This window comes from Methylotuvimicrobium alcaliphilum 20Z, assembly GCF_000968535.2.
Lineage (GTDB): Bacteria > Pseudomonadota > Gammaproteobacteria > Methylococcales > Methylomonadaceae > Methylotuvimicrobium > Methylotuvimicrobium alcaliphilum.
Genome location: NC_016112.1, coordinates 1,250,349 through 1,270,445 on the forward strand (window position 1 = coordinate 1,250,349; position 20,097 = coordinate 1,270,445).

The 20,097-nt window shown below is 48.6% G+C and carries 15 protein-coding genes; 6 read left to right on the top strand and 9 right to left on the bottom strand.

Going from position 1 to position 20,097, the window contains the following annotated elements; translation table 11 throughout:
- Nucleotides 1–250 precede the first annotated feature (250 nt).
- The 3 genes from MEALZ_RS05400 to MEALZ_RS05415 form a co-directional block, all read right to left on the bottom strand.
- Nucleotides 251–445 carry a hypothetical protein gene (locus tag MEALZ_RS05400; RefSeq protein WP_014147602.1) on the bottom strand — a complete coding sequence of 65 codons (195 nt, stop codon included), beginning with the start codon at nucleotides 443–445 and terminating at the stop codon, nucleotides 251–253.
- Nucleotides 446–945: 500 nt separating this feature from the next.
- Complete coding sequence (locus MEALZ_RS05410; protein WP_014147603.1) at nucleotides 946–1,674, bottom strand: TMEM165/GDT1 family protein; 729 nt, start codon at nucleotides 1,672–1,674, stop codon at nucleotides 946–948.
- Nucleotides 1,675–1,993: 319 nt separating this feature from the next.
- Nucleotides 1,994–2,941 (bottom strand): ZIP family metal transporter, encoded by a 948-nt coding sequence (locus tag MEALZ_RS05415; RefSeq protein WP_014147604.1) that lies wholly within the window; start codon nucleotides 2,939–2,941, stop codon nucleotides 1,994–1,996.
- 439 nt (nucleotides 2,942–3,380) lie between these two features.
- Here MEALZ_RS05415 and MEALZ_RS05420 point away from each other — a divergent pair, with 439 nt between their 5' ends.
- Together MEALZ_RS05420 and MEALZ_RS23710 are read left to right on the top strand one after the other, a co-directional pair.
- Nucleotides 3,381–4,598: a GTPase family protein gene (locus MEALZ_RS05420; RefSeq protein WP_014147605.1), complete on the top strand. Its 1,218-nt coding sequence runs from the start codon at nucleotides 3,381–3,383 to the stop codon at nucleotides 4,596–4,598.
- Between the two features lie 2 nt (nucleotides 4,599–4,600).
- Entirely contained in the window at nucleotides 4,601–6,106 is a 1,506-nt protein-coding gene (locus MEALZ_RS23710; protein ID WP_014147606.1) for a GTPase family protein, read from the top strand.
- A 531-nt stretch (nucleotides 6,107–6,637) separates the two neighbouring features.
- Here the strand turns inward: MEALZ_RS23710 and MEALZ_RS05435 are convergent.
- The 3 genes from MEALZ_RS05435 to MEALZ_RS05450 form a co-directional block, all read right to left on the bottom strand.
- Nucleotides 6,638–9,085, bottom strand: coding sequence for a cation:proton antiporter (locus MEALZ_RS05435; protein WP_014147607.1), 2,448 nt, complete (start codon nucleotides 9,083–9,085; stop codon nucleotides 6,638–6,640).
- A 311-nt stretch (nucleotides 9,086–9,396) separates the two neighbouring features.
- Nucleotides 9,397–10,293, bottom strand: coding sequence for a GGDEF domain-containing protein (locus tag MEALZ_RS05445; protein WP_014147608.1), 897 nt, complete (start codon nucleotides 10,291–10,293; stop codon nucleotides 9,397–9,399).
- A 513-nt stretch (nucleotides 10,294–10,806) separates the two neighbouring features.
- Nucleotides 10,807–11,301 carry an NUDIX hydrolase gene (locus MEALZ_RS05450; RefSeq protein WP_046061010.1) on the bottom strand — a complete coding sequence of 165 codons (495 nt, stop codon included), beginning with the start codon at nucleotides 11,299–11,301 and terminating at the stop codon, nucleotides 10,807–10,809.
- 115 nt (nucleotides 11,302–11,416) lie between these two features.
- On the opposite strand from MEALZ_RS05450, the gene MEALZ_RS05455 reads away from it, so the two are divergent.
- Both MEALZ_RS05455 and MEALZ_RS05460 read left to right on the top strand, forming a co-directional pair.
- On the top strand, nucleotides 11,417–11,998 hold the full coding sequence (locus tag MEALZ_RS05455; protein WP_014147610.1) for a c-type cytochrome: 582 nt from the start codon (nucleotides 11,417–11,419) through the stop codon (nucleotides 11,996–11,998).
- A gap of 199 nt (nucleotides 11,999–12,197) precedes the next feature.
- Complete coding sequence (locus MEALZ_RS05460; RefSeq protein WP_014147611.1) at nucleotides 12,198–12,620, top strand: hypothetical protein; 423 nt, start codon at nucleotides 12,198–12,200, stop codon at nucleotides 12,618–12,620.
- A gap of 155 nt (nucleotides 12,621–12,775) precedes the next feature.
- On the opposite strand, the gene MEALZ_RS05465 is transcribed toward MEALZ_RS05460, so the two are convergent.
- Nucleotides 12,776–14,467: an NAD-dependent malic enzyme gene (locus MEALZ_RS05465; protein WP_014147612.1), complete on the bottom strand. Its 1,692-nt coding sequence runs from the start codon at nucleotides 14,465–14,467 to the stop codon at nucleotides 12,776–12,778.
- Between the two features lie 293 nt (nucleotides 14,468–14,760).
- Between MEALZ_RS05465 and MEALZ_RS05470 the strand changes: the two genes are divergently transcribed.
- The gene (locus tag MEALZ_RS05470) at nucleotides 14,761–17,241 is read left to right on the top strand and encodes a glycogen/starch/alpha-glucan phosphorylase (protein WP_014147613.1); all 2,481 of its coding nucleotides are present in this window, start codon (nucleotides 14,761–14,763) and stop codon (nucleotides 17,239–17,241) included.
- Nucleotides 17,242–17,669: 428 nt separating this feature from the next.
- Here MEALZ_RS05470 and rsmA read toward each other — a convergent pair whose 3' ends face one another.
- Both rsmA and pdxA read right to left on the bottom strand, forming a co-directional pair.
- Nucleotides 17,670–18,458: a 16S rRNA (adenine(1518)-N(6)/adenine(1519)-N(6))-dimethyltransferase RsmA gene (rsmA, locus tag MEALZ_RS05475; RefSeq protein ID WP_014147614.1), complete on the bottom strand. Its 789-nt coding sequence runs from the start codon at nucleotides 18,456–18,458 to the stop codon at nucleotides 17,670–17,672.
- Nucleotides 18,448–19,461 carry a 4-hydroxythreonine-4-phosphate dehydrogenase PdxA gene (pdxA, locus tag MEALZ_RS05480; RefSeq protein WP_014147615.1) on the bottom strand — a complete coding sequence of 338 codons (1,014 nt, stop codon included), beginning with the start codon at nucleotides 19,459–19,461 and terminating at the stop codon, nucleotides 18,448–18,450. The genes rsmA and pdxA overlap by 11 nt, the downstream gene beginning before the upstream one ends.
- A 240-nt stretch (nucleotides 19,462–19,701) precedes the next feature.
- Between pdxA and MEALZ_RS05485 the strand changes: the two genes are divergently transcribed.
- Nucleotides 19,702–20,082, top strand: a complete 381-nt coding sequence (locus MEALZ_RS05485) for a hypothetical protein (RefSeq protein WP_014147616.1) — start codon at nucleotides 19,702–19,704, stop codon at nucleotides 20,080–20,082.
- The last annotated feature ends 15 nt before the right edge of the window (nucleotides 20,083–20,097 follow it).

Genomic DNA, 20,097 nt, shown 5'->3' on the forward strand with positions numbered 1-20,097 from the left:
TATGCCTATCTTGCTAGTGTGGGCGGTTTTTTATGTTTTCTGGTAAAGATGTGCGGAAATGGATTGCTTTGTTGCCGAAATGGTGCGGTCAATAGTGTTGATGGGCAAAAGTAGTGCGGCGAGAGTTGCTGCAATGAGCGGGGTTTATTAGAGTAAGTGAGTGTGTTGCGGGCGGGCGTGATGTCGCGGTATGTTTATTTCAGGTATAAAAAAACCCCCCGCCTTGTGGGCGGAGGGCTTTTTTTACGTTTTATTCTACGAAAACGTTTTTAGCCGATTTTCTTCTTTGTTCTGCGGCTTGAACTTGAGCTTCGCTTTGACCGACAGCTTTGCTTTCAAGATGCTCGGTTTCTCTGCCTTTCAGCAAGAATACGCCGATTACTGTGCCAAGAATAAGTGCGCCTATCCACAGCCAAAAAGTATCTTTTTCTTGTGCTTCTGCCATTTTATTATCCTCTTGTTATTTTAGTAGTGTTATTAATCCCCTTCTCCTCAAAGGGGGACTCTATAAAAGTCAGTTATAGAGCTTGTTCGCCGAAATTGAATTTCCACGACGGGATAATTTTTAACATGATCGAAGAAACATGTCAAAAACTATTATTAAAAACTTTTATTTTGTTAAGGGAATCAAAAGCTAGAGATTTAAAGTGCCGGTATACTTCGCGCGGTCATGTTTGCGGATTTTATGGTAATGCTATTTTGTTCGGTAGCAAGGCGCGAAAACAGGCGTTAAGCTATGAAACTGTTTTCGCAAAGCTTGCGCTCCCGCCCCTTACCTACATCCATGTAGGTAACGCACAGCTACCGTACAAAAGAGCGCGTTAGCTTACCGAAAATGTGGCCGCGCGAAGTATACACCCATCGCACTTCAAATTTCGGCATTGACGCATGGAGGCGCCGGGGTGTTCGGCAAAGGCTGTGACAGCAGGGATGCTGTCACAGAGCCTACATGGAAGTATTCACGGCGTCCTTTGACGGCCCCCCCGGCGCCGAAAATTGACCAGCAAAGGGTATATATGCGGTATAGGCTTTATGCGCGGCGACGATTGAAAGCGTAATAAAAATAATGCCGCTGAGTCTATGGAGCGTCGATAACGGAATTTTTTTCATTAGTGTTCGGCCGGCCAAAACCCCGAGAATCGAAGTCATGGCCAGCGCTACAGTTGAGCCTAGCCAGACTGCGGCGGGAAGGGTGGTGCTGCTTAATCCCGCAACCGCCAATTGTGTTTTATCGCCAAATTCCGCAACCGCAATTAAAAAAAAGGTCGTAAAGAAAATCCCGTGTCCACTTTTTTCTTTGATCACTTCATCGGTATCTTCTTCCTCGTTAACTCTCAGCGCATGCGCTCCGAATAGAGCAAATAAAATGGCCACGGATGCGGCCACGAGGTATTCAGGCAGCCATTTTGCGATGGCAGCGCCGAAAATGACTGCCAAAGTATTTAACAGCGCAAACGCGGCAATTGCGCCTAAAATAATTGGCAAAGCGCGATGCCGGGAAGCCAAGGTCATGCAGACTAACTGGCTTTTATCGCCGATTTCGGCGGCTGCAATCAGTACGAAAGAGGTCAATGATGCGGTGGAAAACTCGACAATATTATCGGAAAAAAGCAGGCTTAAAATTTGTTGCCACTGCAGATGAATAGAGGCCATGAGTTGATGAATAAAGTCCATGGATTTATGAAATTAACAGCAATTCTCAGTTTGAGCAGTTTCGCCGATTTTAGGGTGTGGGGTATGCCTGTCGAGGAACGCCGTAAACCCATCCATGGGGCTTGGCGGCAGCTAAGCGCCAAGGATGGCGTGAATGCAGATTTTGCATTACGCCAAGGATGGCGTGTAGTAGGGCAATGCAGGAGCAATTGCCGAGGAGCAAAAATCTGCCCCTGCTGCCGACATCCTCGCCAAGCATACCCCACACCCTTTTTGATCTCCAAATTGGGAATTGCTGTGAAATTAATGGTTTTTAATGTGGGTAGCAGTGAATAGTGTATTAGCCGAGTAAGTTGTCCAAAATCATCATGATGATGAAACCGATCATCAAGGCAAATGTGGCGTGCCTGGATCTGCCTTCGGAATGGGTTTCGGGAATGATTTCCTCACTGATGACGAATAACATTGCACCGGCGGCGAAGCCCATCGCAATCGGTAAAACCGGCGTGAAAATCGTAACCATCGTAATGCCTAATAATCCGCCGACCGGTTCTACCAAGCCGGTTAAAGTTGCGATGCCAACCGCTTTCCATTTATTGTAGCCCAGACCGACCAACGGTAATGCGACGGCAAGACCTTCCGGAATGTTTTGCAGAGCAATCGCTGTTGCCAGGATGATGCCGTTTTTCATATCCCCCGAGCCGAAACTCACGCCGACGGACATACCTTCCGGAAAATTATGTATCGTAATCGCAATGATAAACAGCCAGATTTTATTCAAGGAGTTTAGGTGTTGATCGGCAATGGTATCGAAATGAATATGAGGCAGTTTACGGTCGGCAAAATGAAGAAATAATGCACCGATCATCATGCCCAAAGAGGCCACCCAAAGCCCGTTGCCGGGCCAAATTTGGTTGCCGTAGTCGATGCTCGGCACCAGCAGAGAAAAGGCGGTAGCGGCAAGCATTACACCGGCAGCCGCGCCTAATAGGCTATTAAATAGATTTTTCGATATTTCGGTAAAGAATAGGGCTGGCAGGGCGCCGACTCCTGTTGCGAGGCCGGCCAGAATGCTTGCCAAGAAGCCGATCACTACGATTTCGCCGAAAATCACATAGAGGCTTCCGAAAACGATAACTTGCGAAGCGGCAAAGAGTCCGGTCCACGTCAGCCAGCGTTGGGCGGGAGGTAATGCCATGATTTTTTGATAGCGGTCGCTCGAAGTGATGGCCTCCCATTGGTGCGAAAAATAATCTTGAATGGTCGTTGAAAATGCGGATTGTGTCATGAGTGCGGTCCGAGTGAGTATTCCTGAAAATAACGTAAGAATAGTAGCGTTATTTTATACCTTTAGCACTTCAAATTTCGGCAGTGCCAGAGGAGGCGCCTGGGTGTCCGGTCGATTTTCGCTCCTGCAAAATCGACATTCACGCCATCCATGGCGCTCATAAAGGCTTTGCCAGCATGGAGCTGGCATAGAGCCTACGCGGACGTTTTCACCCGGCACCTAAATTTCATAGCTCATTGGCTATGATTAATTGTCATAGATAATTTAGGTGCTGGCGTCCTGTCAAGCGAGTCACCAAACCGCCACAAAGCCTACTACTTGTATAAGTCATTTTTCGCGACTGAATCGAACGGAATCCATTTTAGCTTTCGTGAAAAGTCTTGGCGCGCTTGAAAAAATTCACTAATCTAGGTAGACCGCCACTGATGACGAGATTGTGATGCCTGGATTGTCTAATCCTTTTGCCAATTGGAAAAACTGGATCGAGCAAATCTTCGATCCGCAGATTCCCGATGCCTTGCTGCAAGAAAAGCTTCAAGAGATTCGGCAGCGTTTGCCGCCGCCGGTGATTTGGTTGCTAGGTAAGACGCAAAGCGGCAAAAGCTCGATAATTCGAGTGCTAACCGGCTCGACTTCCGCCGAAATCGGTAACGGCTTTCGGCCTTGTACGCGCACGGCCATGTTGTATGATTTTCCCAATCCGGAAACCGCGTTTGTTCGATTTCTCGACACGCGCGGCTTGTCGGAGGTCGGTTACGATCCTAGCGAGGATATGCATTGGTGCGCAAGTCAGGCTCATTTACTGATTGTCGTGGTCAAGGCAATGGATCACCAACAGCAAAGCGTTGCCAGCGCGGTCAAACAAATTCATCTGGCGCATCCTCGCTGGCCAATTATTGTGGCGCAAACTTCGCTGCATGAAGGTTATCCGAATTCCGAGATGCCGCATATTCACCCTTACCCGTTTAGCGACGGCAAAATTGCCGGATCGATACCGCCCGATTTGCGCACTTCGTTATTAAAGCAACGCGACACGTTTGCCGGTATCGATGCTGTGTTCGTTCCGATAGATTTTACCTTGCCGGAAGACGGTTTCGAGCCTGTCGATTACGGTGCCGAAGCTTTATGGCAAGCGTTAGAAGAAGCATTACCGCTCGGTTTGCGCGACATGCTCGAACAGCATCAACAAATCGGCATGATCAGCGATGTATACAGGCGTGCGGCGCACCTGCATATTATCAGTTACTCGTTATCGGCCGGTATCGCGGCCGCCATTCCGGTGCCGGCCGCAAGTATTGCGACCGTGATCGCGATTCAGGCGAAATTGTTTCATAGTATCGCCAATGTTTATGGGCTGGAGCTGAGTAAACAAAGTCTCAGTGAAATCGGTAGTGCGATCGGTATAGGCGTCATGGCCGGCATGGGCGGACGCGAGCTTTTGAAATTGATTCCGGTTTATGGGCAAACCGTCGCGCTTGGCGTTTCGGGGCTTTATACCGCAGCGGTGACCTATGCTCTCGGTCAGACGTTGTGTTTTTATTTCGCGCAAACCAAACGGGGCAAAGCGCTGACCCCGGAATCCTTACGCGAAGTATTCAAGACCGAATTCGCGCGCGGCCGTGAAATGTTGCGCGAAACAATGAAACGGGAAGGTTGATTATGCGTAAAGCGTTGCTGTCAATATCGGCTTTTCTGCTGGTTCTGCCATGGTTGGCGCTCGTTGCCGCGGGTATTTATTGGCTTTGGCAAAGCGTTTATTTGACTGAAGCGGTTGCCGGGTTTTGTGTTGTGTATGCGTTGGCGTGGCTGATGATTCGAGGTTTGCGCAAACGTCAGGGTCTATTGGCATTGCCGGTCGTAAAACCCGATGATGCTTGGCCGCCAGCCGCGACCGAGATTTGGGCCAAGCTCGATAAAATGGCCGAGCAAATCGACCCGAAAGAGTATCCGTTGACCGACAGTTTGCGCATACTGGAACTGGCCAAACGCGTCACGGTCGAGGTGGCGCGTCATTATTCGCCGAAACACGAAGGGGCCGAACTCGATGTGCCATTGCGAAACATTCTCTACATTGCCGAGCAGGTGTGCCGGGACATGCGGCAAATGCTCGACGAAAAAGTACCGTTCAGTCATTTATTGACGGTCGGTAACGGTATGGAACTTTGGCGCTGGAAGGATCGTTTGGCAAGCGGACACATAGCCTATCGCGTAGGTAAATTGTTATTGAGTCCGATTGCTTCGATTCCGCGCGAATTGGGTCAATTTTTTGCCGGTAAGGCTTCGGCATACCCGAAAGGCATGATCGAGCGCTGGTTGCTGCAAACATTGATTAAAAAAATCGGTTATTACGCGATCGCGATGTATAGCGGGCAAGCGATTCCGCCGCAGATAGATTTTGCCGAATCGGAACCCACGCTTGAGTCGATGGAAATGACGAAACGGCCGCTACGAATTTTGGTTGCCGGCCAGCTCAAAACCGGCAAATCCAGTTTAATCAACGCCTTATTCGGAGAGTTACGGGCTCCGACCGATGTTTTGCCGTTGACCGGCGCGTTGGCTGTTTACCGCTTGCAGCATGAAGGGACCGGCGATGTCATCATCGTCGACAGCCCGGGCTATGGGGACCAAGAGCGCTGGTTCGAGGAAAATCCCGAGCAGGCATTCGGCGAATTCGATTTGATTGTATTGGTATGTTCGGCAACTCAGGCAGGGCACGGAGCCGACGCCGAGTTTTTGAGTGCGATGCGAACTTGGTTCGACGAACGCCTAGAGCGAAGGCAGCCGCCAATATTGTTGATCGTTTCGCACATCGATCAGCTGCGTCCGCTGCGCGAGTGGCAACCGCCTTATGACGTAAGTCATCCGCAAAATGCCAAGGAGCAATCGATTCGCGAGGCATTGGGATATATTAGCGAGACATTAACGATTCCACTCGAGGATTGTCTTCCGGTTTGTTTAAAGGAGCGTTCCGTTTACAACATCGAAGCGGTTTGGACGGGCATTGCCGATAAGTTGCCGGAAAGCCTTCGGGCTCAGTATTTACGATGCCTGATAGCAGCTAAGGATAAGGAGAAATGGGGTATGTTGCGCAAGCAATTGGCTAATGCGGGACGGATTGCGGTTGATCGCGTTAAGAAGATTAAAAAGGGGAAAGATGAAAGGTGAAAGGGGAAAGGGGAAAGGGGAAAGGGGAAAGGGGAAAGGGGAAAGGGGAAAGGGGAAAGGGGAAAGGGGCAGCGTAGCCCGGATGGAGCGTAGCGCAATTCAGGAAGTTCGAGGGCATGCCATTCCCGTATTTTGCTTCGCTGCATACGGGCTGCGTGATTTTATGGATAAACGAAAGTAACCTGTCGTAGGGTACGCTTCGCGTACCTTTTTTTGCTTGGTAACTTCGGAAGATTTGCAAAATGGTATGCGATGCGAACAATCGTCGAATTTCGGTATTGGCGTAGTACTTCATGTTTTCAGCTATTAACGCTATACCTATCGCACTTCAAATTTCGGCATTAGCGTATGGAGGCGCCGGGGTGTTCGGCAAAGGCTTTGGCAGTATGGATGCTGTCATAGAGCCTATATGGACGTATTCACGGCGTCCTTTGACGGGCACCCCGACGCCGAAATTTGACTAGCAAAGGGTATAACGTAGCCAAAGGGAAAGATAAAAGAGAGGAATGAAGGCTAGCGGTTTCGTTTGGGTTAAGTGTTGTTCGGGTAGCGATTGATATCGGTTTCTTGTAGGCGCTGGTTAAGTTCCGGCAGGGCTTTGGATAAGGTCTTGATGTCTTGGGTCGTGAGCCGGAGCAGCGTGACGTATGTTTTGGCTCTGACCGTCGCGGTTCTTACGGCATGATCGTAAAGAGCGTGCCGGCCGATGAAACTGCCTTTGCGCAGTTCAGCGATATGCACGCGCTGGTTGGGGCCGGTATTTTGAAAAACGTTGACTACGCCGTTGACTAGGATATAGATCGAATCGCCTCGATCGTTTTCATTAAAAATCGTATCGTTTGGAAGAAAGCTAACGTAATGTGCGTTTTTCGCGAGTTTTTTTAGTACGTCGCGAGGCAAGCCGTTAAAAATCGGTACGCTATCCAGCCAATCGTCGCGTTTGGAAAGGCTCAACTCCGGCGCTAGGTCCGGTAATTGTTTCAAAGCTTCATCCAGACGTTTTTCCAGGCGCCGATAAATCTTTTCGGACACCTTACCATGCTCGAAGTCCTCCGTAATCAGTTTCAACGAGTAACGGAGCGCGACTTCTTGAAATAGGCGGTATTCGAATTGATAATAAAAGTCGTGGAATTGCTTGCCCAGTTTTTTGAGCCGTCCTTGCCTTCTTTCCAAACGTTGCCGATAAATTTTTCTGATGATATTAAGCTTGTCGCTATGAAAATGGGGCTCTACTTGCTTCAGCGCCAACAGCGCTTCGTGAGCCATCAAAACCCCGGCCAGATCGTGGCGTATTAAGTTGGCAAAACGAATTTTTTGATAGCGAATCAACCAGTTGAGCGTCCATTCGTATTCGCTTAAAAATTTGATTATCGACATTTCAAAACGCAAGAACGGGTTCACGTTATCCTGGTTTTTATTGAAACGAATCATTTCGTCAATGCTTTTGGCTTTGTCTTTGCGGAGAATATCTTTGAAATTTAGATAAGTATAATAATTGACCAAGCCGATTTCATGGAGTCGTTGCAATTCTCTTTCTTCGACATTGAGTGCATGTAAATGAATTTGTCTGAGTTGCTGCGCCTCCGTCAGTGTCGCATGCCTCGGTGCAATTTTTCTGTTCAGCGATTGCAACACCGAATCTTGCATATCGCTCTCAAGCAAATGCAGCCTCGAAAACGAGTGTAGGCAGTCGTTGACCGATGTGCTTATTTGCTCCATGCCTTCTTGTAATTCGAGCCATTCATCATCGTTCAAGCGATCGATTTTGAGTGCGCGCATCAGGGGTTTAAGCGTCGGACCGCTCATGACCAGGCTGATCAATACCATGCCGAGCGTTAGTTCCAAGAGCAGGCCTCTATCGACGACCGTATCGGGGATCGCAAGCGCCATCGCGATGGCGATGGTTCCCTTTGAACAACCCCACCACATCATATGGCGGCTATTCAGGCTGATTGCCGGTAGGCTGAAAAGGCTCGTAGTCATTGGAATCAAGCCATAGACACTGATCATGCGCGCCGCGAATATCGCCAGGAGTACCCAGGTCAATTGTTGCCAATGTATCGCGAATGCAAAGATATCGACGGTCAAGCCGATCAATAAAAATAATAACGAATTCAAAACCAGCGAGATGATATCCCAACCGGCTTCGATATGGTGGGTCGATTCTCCGGAAAGCCGAGACATCGCGATACCTTTGATACAAAGTGCAGTAGCCAGCACCGACATGATGCCAGAGGCATGGAAGTTATGCTCCGCGACTATGAAACTCAAGTAGGCCGCGACGATCGAGGCGACCACGACGAAACTCTGTTGACCGTGATACATCCTGACCATCATTTCGCTGATGAGCAAGCCGATCACAGTGCCTATCAGCGCACCGAGCAAGAAGTGTTCAGTGAAATAATAAATCATCGTTGGCGCGTCCATCAGCGCCGATTCGCCGTGAATCACGGCGCCAAGTACGATATTGAAAAGTACGATCGCGGTCGCGTCATTGAATAAGGATTCGCCTTCGACTAGGACAGTAAGGCGTTTCGAAACGCCCAATTCCTTGAACAGTGCAATAACTGCAACGGGGTCGGTAGCGGAAATAATCGCGCCGAACAAAAAGGCTAATATGAAATTGAGATAAAAGAAGGTATTGAGACCTACGGCGACCAGAAGTGCCGAGATCAGCATGCCCGGAATGGCCATAACAAGTATCGGCAATAAGTCTTTGATAAGCGTGCGTGCATCGAGACTTAGTGCGGAGACGAAGATGAGTGCAGGGTGAAAGATGAATAAAACCAGTTCGTCGCTGAGATGAAAACCGCTTGGAATCAGAGCGAAAGGCGTGACCGTGGCCAATAAATTGATCGATACCCCGGTTACGACCAATAGAATGGTATAAGGAAGCGGTAAATGGCGACACAACCCGGAAAGCAGCAAGGCCAATGTCAACAGCAGCAGGATAATGAATAAGGTCTCGGAAAGCGGCATGATTGTCGGTGGCGGCCTTGGACGCTATAAAAAAATGATATTTCAATTTTAGCTGTTTGGGATGGATTAAAGAAGGGGAAGGGTGAAAGGTGAAAGGTGAAAGGTGAAAGGGGGAAAGAGGAAAGAGGAAAGAGGAAAGAGGAAAGAGGAAAGAGGGGGGCGCTGTTCCCCAAGCTCAAGCTTGGGGAACCGATACGCGAAGCTCGAGCTTCGCGATGCAAAGCGAATGCGTATGTATTTCTATTTATTTCTATTTTTTATATTGAACGCGGCTAGGCCAAAATGAAATGCTTTTTCTAGGATAATCCTTCTCAATCTCGTTCGATCGCGACCTGATTGCGGCCGTTTTTTTTGGCTTGATAGAGCGCTCGGTCTGCGGCCCGGATTATCGATTCGAGCGAGTCGATATAAGCGCTTTGACGACTGCAAATGCCGAACGAGAGTGTTGCCGGTATTCTTAGATGCTGATATTCGAACGCCTTCCGCGCTACTTTTTCACGGACGCGTTCGGCTAAAATCAGCGCCTGTTTTTCCGAGCTCCCCCTTAGCAGCATAATGAACTCTTCGCCGCCATATCGCGCCAGTGTGTCTTCGGTGCGCATTTCCTTATTCAGCATTTCAGCCAGTTCCCTCAAAACCTGGTCGCCGGCGGGATGGCCGAATGTATCGTTGATTTTTTTAAAATGATCGACATCGCACATGATGACGGTTAATGAGGTGCGATTGCGCTTACAAAATGAAAGCTCTTCTTGTCCGCGAATCACAAAAGCCCTGCGGTTGGGTATTTGGGTCAGAACATCGGTATTGGCAGCCTGGTATAAAGCTTGTTCAGACTGAGCTTCGCTTGGTTTTTTATAATCTATGCGCATGTAAGTCCCGCCGGCACGGATGCGCGAGAGTAAGGAAATCTTTTCTTTGTCGATTCGCCTTTCATCGATATAGGTGCCATTGGTCGAGCCGTAATCCTCAACCATAACGACGCCGGCTTTGATGATAAAGGCGCCATGACGTCGGGATATTTTGGGGTCAGCGATGATAATATCCGCATCGTGGCCTCGTCCGAATACGTTTTTTTGACGGGTAAGCTTAAATTGTTTACCGATGTGTTTGCCTGAAAGTATTACAAGATAAGGCTCAAGCGGAGCGTTTTCTGTAGTCCGCGAAGACAATGCCGTGTCGATCTGGGTATCCGATTGCAGACTATCCATTCGCGTTCCTCTAAATAAAGTTGTATATGCCGAATTTTATCAGGCACGGACTCCTTGCGCCGGATTATAGCCGTCATACAAATGAATATAATTTGGAGCGTTCAAATAGTGCGGGATTGGCACAGTGCTGCTTACTTAAATTGGGTTTTATATCATCGATGATTTCGTATTCGCGTTATACAAGCTAATCGATCAATTCATTTTTCATGGTGTTCAAATATTTTACTGTGAAAGATCGTAAATTTTGATTCATTATCTAATTTTTCGATATGCAAAACTCCGTTCTGGCGATGCCGGTTCCGGAGAGGGTGCGGTTGCTCGATCGACAGGCGTCGGCGGCAGGGACAGCCGCCGTCGAGCCTACATGGACGTATTCACGGCGTCCTGTCGGGCGAGTGACCGCACCCTCCCCACCAGAGAACTTTCATTTGCCGAGGCGATGGCCAGACCTTCATGATCGTTAGGTTAATATAAAGTCCAGAGATAACATTGTTTCGATCGGCAAAAGATTGCTTACGTACAGATAAAATCACCGGTTTTTCCGTTCGGGTCGACCAAACCGGGTAAAGTACCAGACTGCCAAAGACGGTGGGTGTTTTCGATGATGTCTTTTAGACCGGGTACCAGTTCGTAATGATCGAGTCGATCCAATGCAACCCAGCAAGCTTCCGAGACGTCGGAATTTGCGATGGGAGGTCGGTTTTCTCCGTCGAGAATTTCGACTAAAAAATCGGCAATGACATAATGAAAACTTTCGATATTGCGTTCGACAAGTGCTACGAGGCTGAGCACTCGGGTATTGTTAAACCCTGTCTCCTCCTCGATTTCACGTCGGCAAGCGTCGACCAGTGTTTCGCCAGGTTCCATCTTACCGCCCGGAATCGACCATAGTCCTTGTGCCGGGGCTTGATTTCGTCGGATTAACAAAACTTCTCGATGGCAGTTGAAAGCGATGCCGCTTACGCCGATCATGGGGATAGGCGGTGATTTTGATACTTGATGAGCCATAAAATAACAAGTTACTGACATTGATGTCGATGTCGCGTTATAGTGACCAACACTGATTCGGAATTTTTTAACTCAAAAATTCGGTCATGTCTACCGATGCAATTAGGAGGAAAAGATGAAAAAAAGTAATTTTTACAATTCGATTATGCTGTCAACCCTTTGTCTATTCGGCACTTTGATTTTCGCTGCTAGCGCAATCGCCGCCGATGTAAAGGCCGGAGAAAAAAAAGCGTCAGCGTGTACTAATTGTCATGGTTTGAACGGCATAAGCGTCGATGCTCAATTTCCGGTACTAGCCGGTCAACGGCCCGAGTATATCGTCAAACAACTAAAAGCCTTCAAGAGCGGTTCGCGCCAAGGCCCCATAATGAAGAATATGGCCCAGGGGCTTAGCGATGAAGACATGACCGATCTTGCTGCTTATTTTTCAAGCCTACAACCTAGAACTGCTGTTGTCGATCCAAAATTAGCCGAGTTAGGCGAGAAACAATCCGCGATGTGTCTCGGCTGTCATGGCAAAGGCGCAGAAGGGAGAATGCAATTTCCAAGGTTGGCTGGGCAACACCCCGATTACCTAGCCAAACAATTGAAAGCATTCAAGTCCGGTACGCGTAAAGGCAGCCCGATGAATGCCATCGCAAAAAATTTAAGCGAAGAAGATATCGAGGCCTTGGCTGCTTATCTCGGCTCTTTATAATTCGGAATTATTCGGCATAAGTCGTGTGTTCTCTTGGTTAGTTAAATCCAAGATCAATATCAGAAGCCAAAGCGATCACATACGCAGAATGTTTATATACCTTTCGCCCTTCAAATTTCGGCAGTGTCAGTGGCGACGCCGAATTTTGATCTAGGTGGTTCTACTATAAATTAAATTAAACGAATCCCGGGAGGCTGCGGTGATTAATAAACATGCTCTCATATTGTTCGCTATTTCGTTTTCGATTTTTCAGCCGGGGTTGGCGATCGCTAAACAGCCCAGTTCCATCCCTGTGGAAAACGGAGCTAGGCAGGCAGGCGAAACTAACCGGCAGTACAAGGAAAAAATGGGCCGGCGGAATGAACAAGATCAGGAGCAGAAGAAGACTAAACAAGAGCGCTTCGAAAATATGCGGCGGCGCTATCTCGACGATGCCGCGCTTCCCGAGCGTCGAGTCTATCGTAGGAGTAAGGATAATGCGAAACGTCCAAAGAACCGATACGAAGATTTCGAACAAAAACGCGAACGGCACCGAAAATATAATGAATATATCGAGCAGAATAATCTTGATAAACCGGCTGATCGCAAGCAATTAGGTGCTGAAGAAATCTATAGCAATTAAATGGAACAGTCATTGAGTTTAGTCTGGATATATTTTAAGTCACTATCCTTGGCTACTGAATTCCGGCCTTCATGATCTTCATGGTGAAATGCTTTTTCAGGTTAATCAAAAAGCGAACCGTTATTTTGTACGCACCCATCGGATGCTATACGGAATTAAAAACAAACCCGCTTATAGTGCCGATAGACCGGTTGCCAGAAATTTTCTTCGATGCTTTTCAGTAATTGCTCGTCGCTAATTTCAAGCGCCAAGTTTTGCTTAAGAGCGACTTTGCCTACCGCGAAAGCTATGCGTTTGCTCAGTTCGGGTAATTCCGTCAATGGCGGCAATAATTCGCCTTGTCCGGTGTTGGCCAAGGGCGATGCTGCGGCTAGAGTTTCGCTGGCAGCGATCAACATTTCGTCTGAGATTCGTCTGGCTTGCACGGCAATAACGCCGAGGCCGATTCCCGGAAAAATATAGCTATTGTTGCACTGCGTGACATCATAGCGCTTACCGCCGTATTCGACGGGGGGAAAGGGGCTGCCCGCGGCTAATAGAACCCGTCCTTCGGTCCACTCGATAATTTGCTCGGGCGTAGCCTCCACTTGGCGCGGCGGGTTGCTGAGCGGAAAAATAATCGGCCAATCGCAACCTTGGGTCATAGTCCGAATCACGGTTTCTGTAAAAATGCCGTGCTGGCCGGAAACGCCGATTAAAACGGTTGGCTTAGCGTATTGAATAACCTCAAGCAATGACGGATAGTCGCTTTCGATTGACCAATCCTCTAGTCGGTTTGATACTTGAACCAGTTTTTGTTGAAAGTCCCTAAGTCCTGTCATGCTTTCGGTGAGCAAACCGAAACGGTCGACCATGTAAACGCGATGACGGGCTTCGCGGTCGGACAGTCCCTCGGTCCGCATTTGCGCGATCACCTGCTCGGCAATGCCGCAACCGGCGGAACCGGCCCCGACAAAAACCACGCGCTGTTCTGATAATTTCCGGTTTTTAACTCGGCAAGCAGCCAGCAACGTACCGACTGTGACTGCGGCAGTGCCTTGAATGTCGTCATTGAAGCAGCACAGTTGGTCTCGGTAGCGTTGCAATATCGGCATCGCATTCGGTTGCGCGAAGTCTTCGAATTGCACGATAACATCCGGCCAGCGGCGCTTGACGGCTTGTAAAAAAAAGTCGATGAAAGCGTCGTATTCCGCTTGAGGAATCCTTCTATGGCGCTCGCCCATATACATCGGGTCTTGTAACAGCTTCTCGTTATTGGTGCCGACATCGAGTACTACCGGTAAGGTATATGCCGGACTAATTCCGCCGCATGCGGTATAGAGCGACAGTTTGCCTATCGAAATACCCATGCCGCCAATTCCTTGGTCACCCAAACCTAAGACTCTTTCGCCATCGGTCACGACGATAATTTTGACATTTCGTTTGGTGGTATTGCGCAGAATGTCGTCTATTTGCTGACGATCCACGTAAGAAATAAACAAGCCTCGGCTACTGCGATAAATATCCGAAAATTGTTCGCAGGCATCGCCGACGGTCGGCGTATAAATAATAGGCAACATCTCCGGCAGATGGTCCTGCAGGAGTCGATAAAACAGCGTTTCGTTATTGTCTTGTATCGAACGCAAATAAATATGTTTGTTGATTGCGTTTCTAAAGCTCGAATACTGAAGATAAGCGCGTTGGACTTGTTCTTCGATCGTTTCGTATCGAGGCGGGAGCAATCCGGTTAAATTAAATGTTTGCCGTTCTTCTTTACTGAACGCACAGCCTTTATTCAGTAAAGGCATTTCCAGTAGAGCGGGCCCCGCATAAGGGATATAAAGAGGAGTTTTCGACATTGCTGTCATAACGGAAGTTTCCTTAGTCAACCTGGTTTCGAATGTAACATGCGCGAAATAATTTGAACAAGTTACACATGTTCTCCAGGCGTGAGTGTTCGGGTTATTTCGTGCCTATTACAGCATGATTATACTCTCAACGACTCAAGTTTCAGCGCCAGTGAGGCATTCATATTCTCCAGCGTAGATAAAAATTCGGCGTTCTGGTGTCGATTTTAACTAAACAATACGTATAGGCCTGTCATGGCATTAGTATTGCTTTTTATTTGATAGGCTGTTCACTATAAACGAGAACGATGACTATGAAACAAAATCATTACCCATTGACCACCGATGACATCAAGCGAAACTTCTTTCGCAATTTAGCCAATGTGCAAGGCAAATTTCCGGCATTGGCCAGCACCTTCGATTATTACATGGCCTTGTCCTATACCGTGCGGGATATGCTGATGGCACGCTGGGTCGGTACCGCGACCGAATATGTCGAAAAAAAATCGCGCACCGTGGCGTATTTGTCGGCCGAATTTTTGATGGGGCCGCATTTGGCATCGAATTTATTGAATCTGGGCATGACCGAATTGGTTACTCAGGCCATGGCTGAACTAGGCTTGAAATTGGACGATTTGCTCGGGGAAGAGCCGGAGCCGGGCCTAGGGAACGGCGGTTTGGGGCGTTTGGCGGCCTGTTTTCTCGATTCGATGGCGACAATGAATATTCCTTCCGTCGGTTATGGCATCCGTTATGAATTTGGAATTTTCGAGCAGGTCATCTTCGACGGCTGGCAGGTGGAAAAGACCGATAAATGGTTGTTTCGAGGCAATCCCTGGGAGATTGTTCGCCCGGAATGGGCGGTCGAAATCAAGTTGGGCGGGCATACCGAGCGTTATGTTGCCGAAAACGGCGAAACGCGCGTCAATTGGATTCCTGGCTGGTCGGTCAAGGGCGTGCCGTACGACACGCCAATTTTGGGTTACCGCAACAATGCCGCGAACACCTTGCGTTTGTGGCAGGCAGTCGCGCCCGAGTCGTTCAATTTCGAGCGTTTCAATCAAGGCGATTATTACGGCGCGGTCGAAGAAAAGGTCTCTTCGGAAAACTTGACCAAGATTTTGTATCCGAACGATGGACCATTACAGGGTAAGCAGTTGCGTTTGGAGCAGCAATATTTCTTCGTTTCGTGCTCATTGCAAGACATGCTGCGCATCATGAAGACCCAGCGCATCCGTTTGGAGCATTTTCATGAAAAGTTCGCCGTGCAATTGAACGATACCCACCCCGCCATTGCGATCGCAGAGCTGATGCGGCTGTTGGTCGATGAGCACGATATGTCTTGGGACACGGCTTGGAACGTGACGAGACGAACTTTCGCCTACACCAATCACACGCTGTTGCCGGAGGCATTGGAATGTTGGCCTGTGGAATTGATGGAAAGTTTGCTGCCGAGATTGATGGAGATCATCTATGAAATCAATAGTCGCTTTCTCGAACAAGTCAGGGCGCAATGTCTCGGCGATACCGCCAAAGTCATCCGAATGTCGATGATCGACGAAAACGGGGCAAGAATGGTGCGTATGGCGCACCTGGCTTGTGCCGGCAGTCATGCGATCAATGGTGTCGCGGCGCTGCACACTGAACTGCTCAAGCGCGATGTGCTTAAGGATTTTTATAGTCTTTGGCCTGAGAAATTTAGCAATAAAACCAACGGCGTGACGCCAAGGCGTTGGATGGCATTATGTAATCCGAGGCTCAGTAAGGTCATTAGCGAAGCGATCGGAGATACCTGGGTGAGAAATTTGGGAAAACTGCAAGATCTTCAGCGCTTTTCGGACGATGCGGTATTTTTAAATCGTTGGGACGATGCCAAGCGGCTCAATAAACATGATTTCGCGCTGAATCTCTATAAGCGCACCGGCGTCAGCGTCGATCCGGAATCGATTTTCGATGTGCAGGCCAAGCGCATTCATGAATATAAAAGACAGCATTTGAATATTCTTTATGTGATTGCTCTTTACCGGAAGCTGAAAACCGATCCGCATTTCGATACTCATCCGCGCACCTTCATATTCGCCGGCAAGGCGGCGCCGGGCTATCATTTGGCCAAGCTTATTATTAAGCTGATTAATGAGGTGGGGCGGGTCGTCAATCGCGACCCGGCGACGAAAGACCGTCTCAAGGTTGTGTTCTTGCCGAATTTCAATGTCACGAACGGTCAGCAGATTTATGCCGCAACCGAGGTGTCGGAGCAAATTTCCACGGCCGGAAAAGAGGCTTCCGGAACCGGCAACATGAAGTTTGCGATGAATGGGGCATTAACTATCGGAACGTTGGATGGAGCGAATATCGAAATTCGCGAGGAAGTCGGTGAAGAAAATTTCTTTTTATTCGGCATGACAGCGGAAGAGGTGCGCTTAACTTATGAGCGGGGTTATGCTCCGAATGACGCGTATCAGCAAGATGCGATTTTGAAAGATGCCATCGATCTGATTCGAAACGGTTTTTTTTCGCACGGCGATACCGGTTTGTTCCGTGATTTGACCGATAATCTGATCTACAGCGATCCTTATTTGGTATTGGCCGACTTCAATGCGTATCGGGAGTGCCAAGATTCCATCGATTCGGTTTACCGCGACAGAATGCGTTGGAATAAGATGTCGGTGCTGAATACGGCGAGATCCGGTAAGTTTTCATCGGATCGAACGATTGCCGAGTATTGCCGCGAGATTTGGAAGGTGGAATCGGTACCGATCGATGTTCCGGAAGTGGACCCATTTAGGCTTGTTTGACCTGTAAGTTGTGCATACTGTCTTTCGAAAAGGCTATGTATGCGGTAATAGTTGAAAACACCACCACTACCGGAAGCACTTAAAAGTTCAATGTAAATTGTAGGGTACGCTGCGCGTACCTAATGTCGGCACAAGGCAACAAATTAGGACACGTTAAACTACGGGTGGTACGCACAGCGTATCCTACAGTCTTCAAGTTTCGAGATTGGTGTAGGATTCACTTCAACTATTAACGCGAACATAGCCTTCGAAAAAGTCTCGGGCAAAAAAAATGCGGCTAAAAAGCCGCATAAAGGATATTAGAAGGATATAAGCTCTTAAAAAAATAGCAGTATTTGAAAGTTTGCATCTCAAGAGTTGTGCATAGTTTATGCAAGATATCCGGCTTTGAAAATGTGGCAAATTGTCGCGTGGCGGATTGTCGCAGTTTATTCGGTGTCTTTTTTTAGGTTGCGGCTCAAGGCCGCGAAGTCTTCCAGTGACAATGTTTCGGCGCGCACGGTCGGGTCGATGCCGAGTTCTGCTATTTGTTGTTCGTCAAGCAAATTCCTTAATGAGTTGCGAATCGTTTTACGGCGTTGAGAGAAGGCATGAACGACAACCTGATTCAACTCTTCGACTGAATTGACCGAAACCGGGGGCTTGTTATGAGGAATCAGACGGATAATCGATGAGGTTACTTGCGGCGCGGGGTCGAAACTTTCCGGCGGGACGTCGAATAAATGTTCCGCTGCGCAATAATAGTGCGCCATGACGCTCAATCGTCCGTATTTCTTGCTGCCGGGCTCGGCACAAATCCGATCCACGACTTCTTTCTGCAGCATAAAATGCATATCGGCGATGCAGGATGTGCTCTCCAATAAATGAAATAGCAACGGCGTGGAAATATTGTAAGGCAGGTTACCGATGATTCTAAGCGGTTTGCCGTCCGCCGCAAGCGCTTGGAAATCGAAACTCAATGCATCGGCGCTATGAATCGTCAAGCGTTCATTGTCGCCGAATTTCTTTTTCAACAGACTCACTAGGTCGCGGTCCAGTTCAACGATATCGAGCCGGATGGCATGGTCCAATAGCGGCGCCGTCAACGCGCCTTGCCCGGGGCCGATTTCAACCCAGTGTTCGCCCGGGCGGACCTGTATATTGCCGAGAATTTCTTCGATGATCGAATAATCGGTTAAAAAATTCTGGCCGAAACGTTTGCGGGCTTTATGCGTCATGGGTACGGATTGGGGAAGATGAGGACATTGCCAGTGCCGTTGCCAAGGCATATTCGATGCTACCCGTGTCGATAGAACCTGTTCCGGCCAGATCGAGCGCGGTGCCGTGGTCGACCGAGGTGCGTACAATCGGTAAACCCAATGTGATGTTGACGGCGTTGCCGAAGCCTTTATATTTCAACACCGGCAATCCCTGGTCGTGATACATCGCCAATACGGCGTCGGCCGTGTCGAGATATTTTGGCGTAAACAACGTATCGGCCGGGAGCGGGCCAATTAGGTCGAGGCCTTGTTCGCGTAGATTTTCCAATACCGGTTCGATGATCTCTTTCTCTTCCAGTCCCAAATGGCCGTTTTCGCCGGCATGGGGATTCAAGCCGCAGACCAGTATTTTCGGATTGGCCACATTGAAGCGCGTCTGCAGATCTTGGGCCAGGATGCGTAGAACGCTTCTTAGCCGGTTATGCGTAATCGCCGCGGCGACATCGGCAAGCGGGAGATGGGTCGTGACTAGCGCGACTCGGAGTCCCGGTGTCGCCAACATCATGACCGGATGCCCGCCGGTAATGCCGGCAATATATTCGGTGTGACCGCTGAAAACAATGCCCGCATCGTTGATGACGCCCTTATGCACAGGACCTGTGACCATCGCATCGAACGAGCCTTCGATGCAGCCTTTTGCCGCGCGCGTGATTGTTTTGAGGACATAGCGGCTATTTTCCATGTTAAGTTGCCCGCTTTGCGCCGGTACATTCATTTTAACCGGCAAGACGCTGATAGAGCCTGCGCTTTGTTCGACGAGTTCCGATAACGGGTCGAATGACTTGATCTCGAGTTTAAGACCTAGTGATTCCGCGCGTTGCATCAGCAAATCGGGGTCGGCGATCGCAACGAGTTGGCAGGCATGGCTTTGTTGTGCCAGCATGATACAAAGATCGGGGCCGATACCGCCTGGTTCGCCGGGAGTGACGGCGATGCGCTTCAATGTAGGAGTTGCGTCCATGGGGTAATTTAAGAAAAACGATTATTTTACTGTAAGCGTGCATCTACAGGAAGCGCTTTAAAGCCTGGTGCCGAAAACCCCCGGTGCCTCCTCGGGCACAATCGAAATTCGAAGTGCGATAGGTATAGTAAACAGGTCTATTACAGCATTTGAAATCTTGGCGATTCTTGCTTTGTTGTTCATTTGCCGTCTGTTCGCGTAAAATCTTGTCATAACTATTCAATTGAGACGGGAAATACGATGAAACAGGTTTTAATAATAGCGTTGGCTTTCATTTCCTTATCCGCACAAGCGGACGATGCCAAAAACGAATGGCATAACACCTCGCTATCCGACGCGACGATCAAAAAAATTCAAGAGTCGCAATATCATTATAAAAAATGTATTGCTAACGAATTACAAGTTGTTTCGGCAAAGCCGCAAGATGTTAGAAAAGGTACCGAAGCCATCGTTAAGAAATGCGAGAATGTTCTGGCCGATATGAGAAATGTGTATCTCCAGGAAAAAGTACCTGAAGTGATTGCCGACCGGCATTTAAAGCAAATGCGCATTCAAACCACGCGCGACGTGCTCAGAGAAATGATGTTCATCGAATCCGCGCGAAAAGCCGGACAACAATAATTAAATTAGTACGGA

What these genes read in the sequence shown, in the direction of transcription:
- MEALZ_RS05400 (WP_014147602.1), bottom strand. Translation starts at nt 445, where the DNA reads ATGGCAGAAGCACAAGAAAAAGATACTTTTTGGCTGTGGATAGGCGCA.
- MEALZ_RS05410 (WP_014147603.1), bottom strand. Translation starts at nt 1,674, where the DNA reads ATGGACTTTATTCATCAACTCATGGCCTCTATTCATCTGCAGTGGCAA.
- MEALZ_RS05415 (WP_014147604.1), bottom strand. Translation starts at nt 2,941, where the DNA reads ATGACACAATCCGCATTTTCAACGACCATTCAAGATTATTTTTCGCAC.
- MEALZ_RS05420 (WP_014147605.1), top strand. Translation starts at nt 3,381, where the DNA reads ATGCCTGGATTGTCTAATCCTTTTGCCAATTGGAAAAACTGGATCGAG.
- MEALZ_RS23710 (WP_014147606.1), top strand. Translation starts at nt 4,601, where the DNA reads ATGCGTAAAGCGTTGCTGTCAATATCGGCTTTTCTGCTGGTTCTGCCA.
- MEALZ_RS05435 (WP_014147607.1), bottom strand. Translation starts at nt 9,085, where the DNA reads ATGCCGCTTTCCGAGACCTTATTCATTATCCTGCTGCTGTTGACATTG.
- MEALZ_RS05445 (WP_014147608.1), bottom strand. Translation starts at nt 10,293, where the DNA reads ATGGATAGTCTGCAATCGGATACCCAGATCGACACGGCATTGTCTTCG.
- MEALZ_RS05450 (WP_046061010.1), bottom strand. Translation starts at nt 11,301, where the DNA reads ATGGCTCATCAAGTATCAAAATCACCGCCTATCCCCATGATCGGCGTA.
- MEALZ_RS05455 (WP_014147610.1), top strand. Translation starts at nt 11,417, where the DNA reads ATGAAAAAAAGTAATTTTTACAATTCGATTATGCTGTCAACCCTTTGT.
- MEALZ_RS05465 (WP_014147612.1), bottom strand. Translation starts at nt 14,467, where the DNA reads ATGACAGCAATGTCGAAAACTCCTCTTTATATCCCTTATGCGGGGCCC.
- MEALZ_RS05470 (WP_014147613.1), top strand. Translation starts at nt 14,761, where the DNA reads ATGAAACAAAATCATTACCCATTGACCACCGATGACATCAAGCGAAAC.
- rsmA (WP_014147614.1), bottom strand. Translation starts at nt 18,458, where the DNA reads ATGACGCATAAAGCCCGCAAACGTTTCGGCCAGAATTTTTTAACCGAT.
- pdxA (WP_014147615.1), bottom strand. Translation starts at nt 19,461, where the DNA reads ATGGACGCAACTCCTACATTGAAGCGCATCGCCGTCACTCCCGGCGAA.
- MEALZ_RS05485 (WP_014147616.1), top strand. Translation starts at nt 19,702, where the DNA reads ATGAAACAGGTTTTAATAATAGCGTTGGCTTTCATTTCCTTATCCGCA.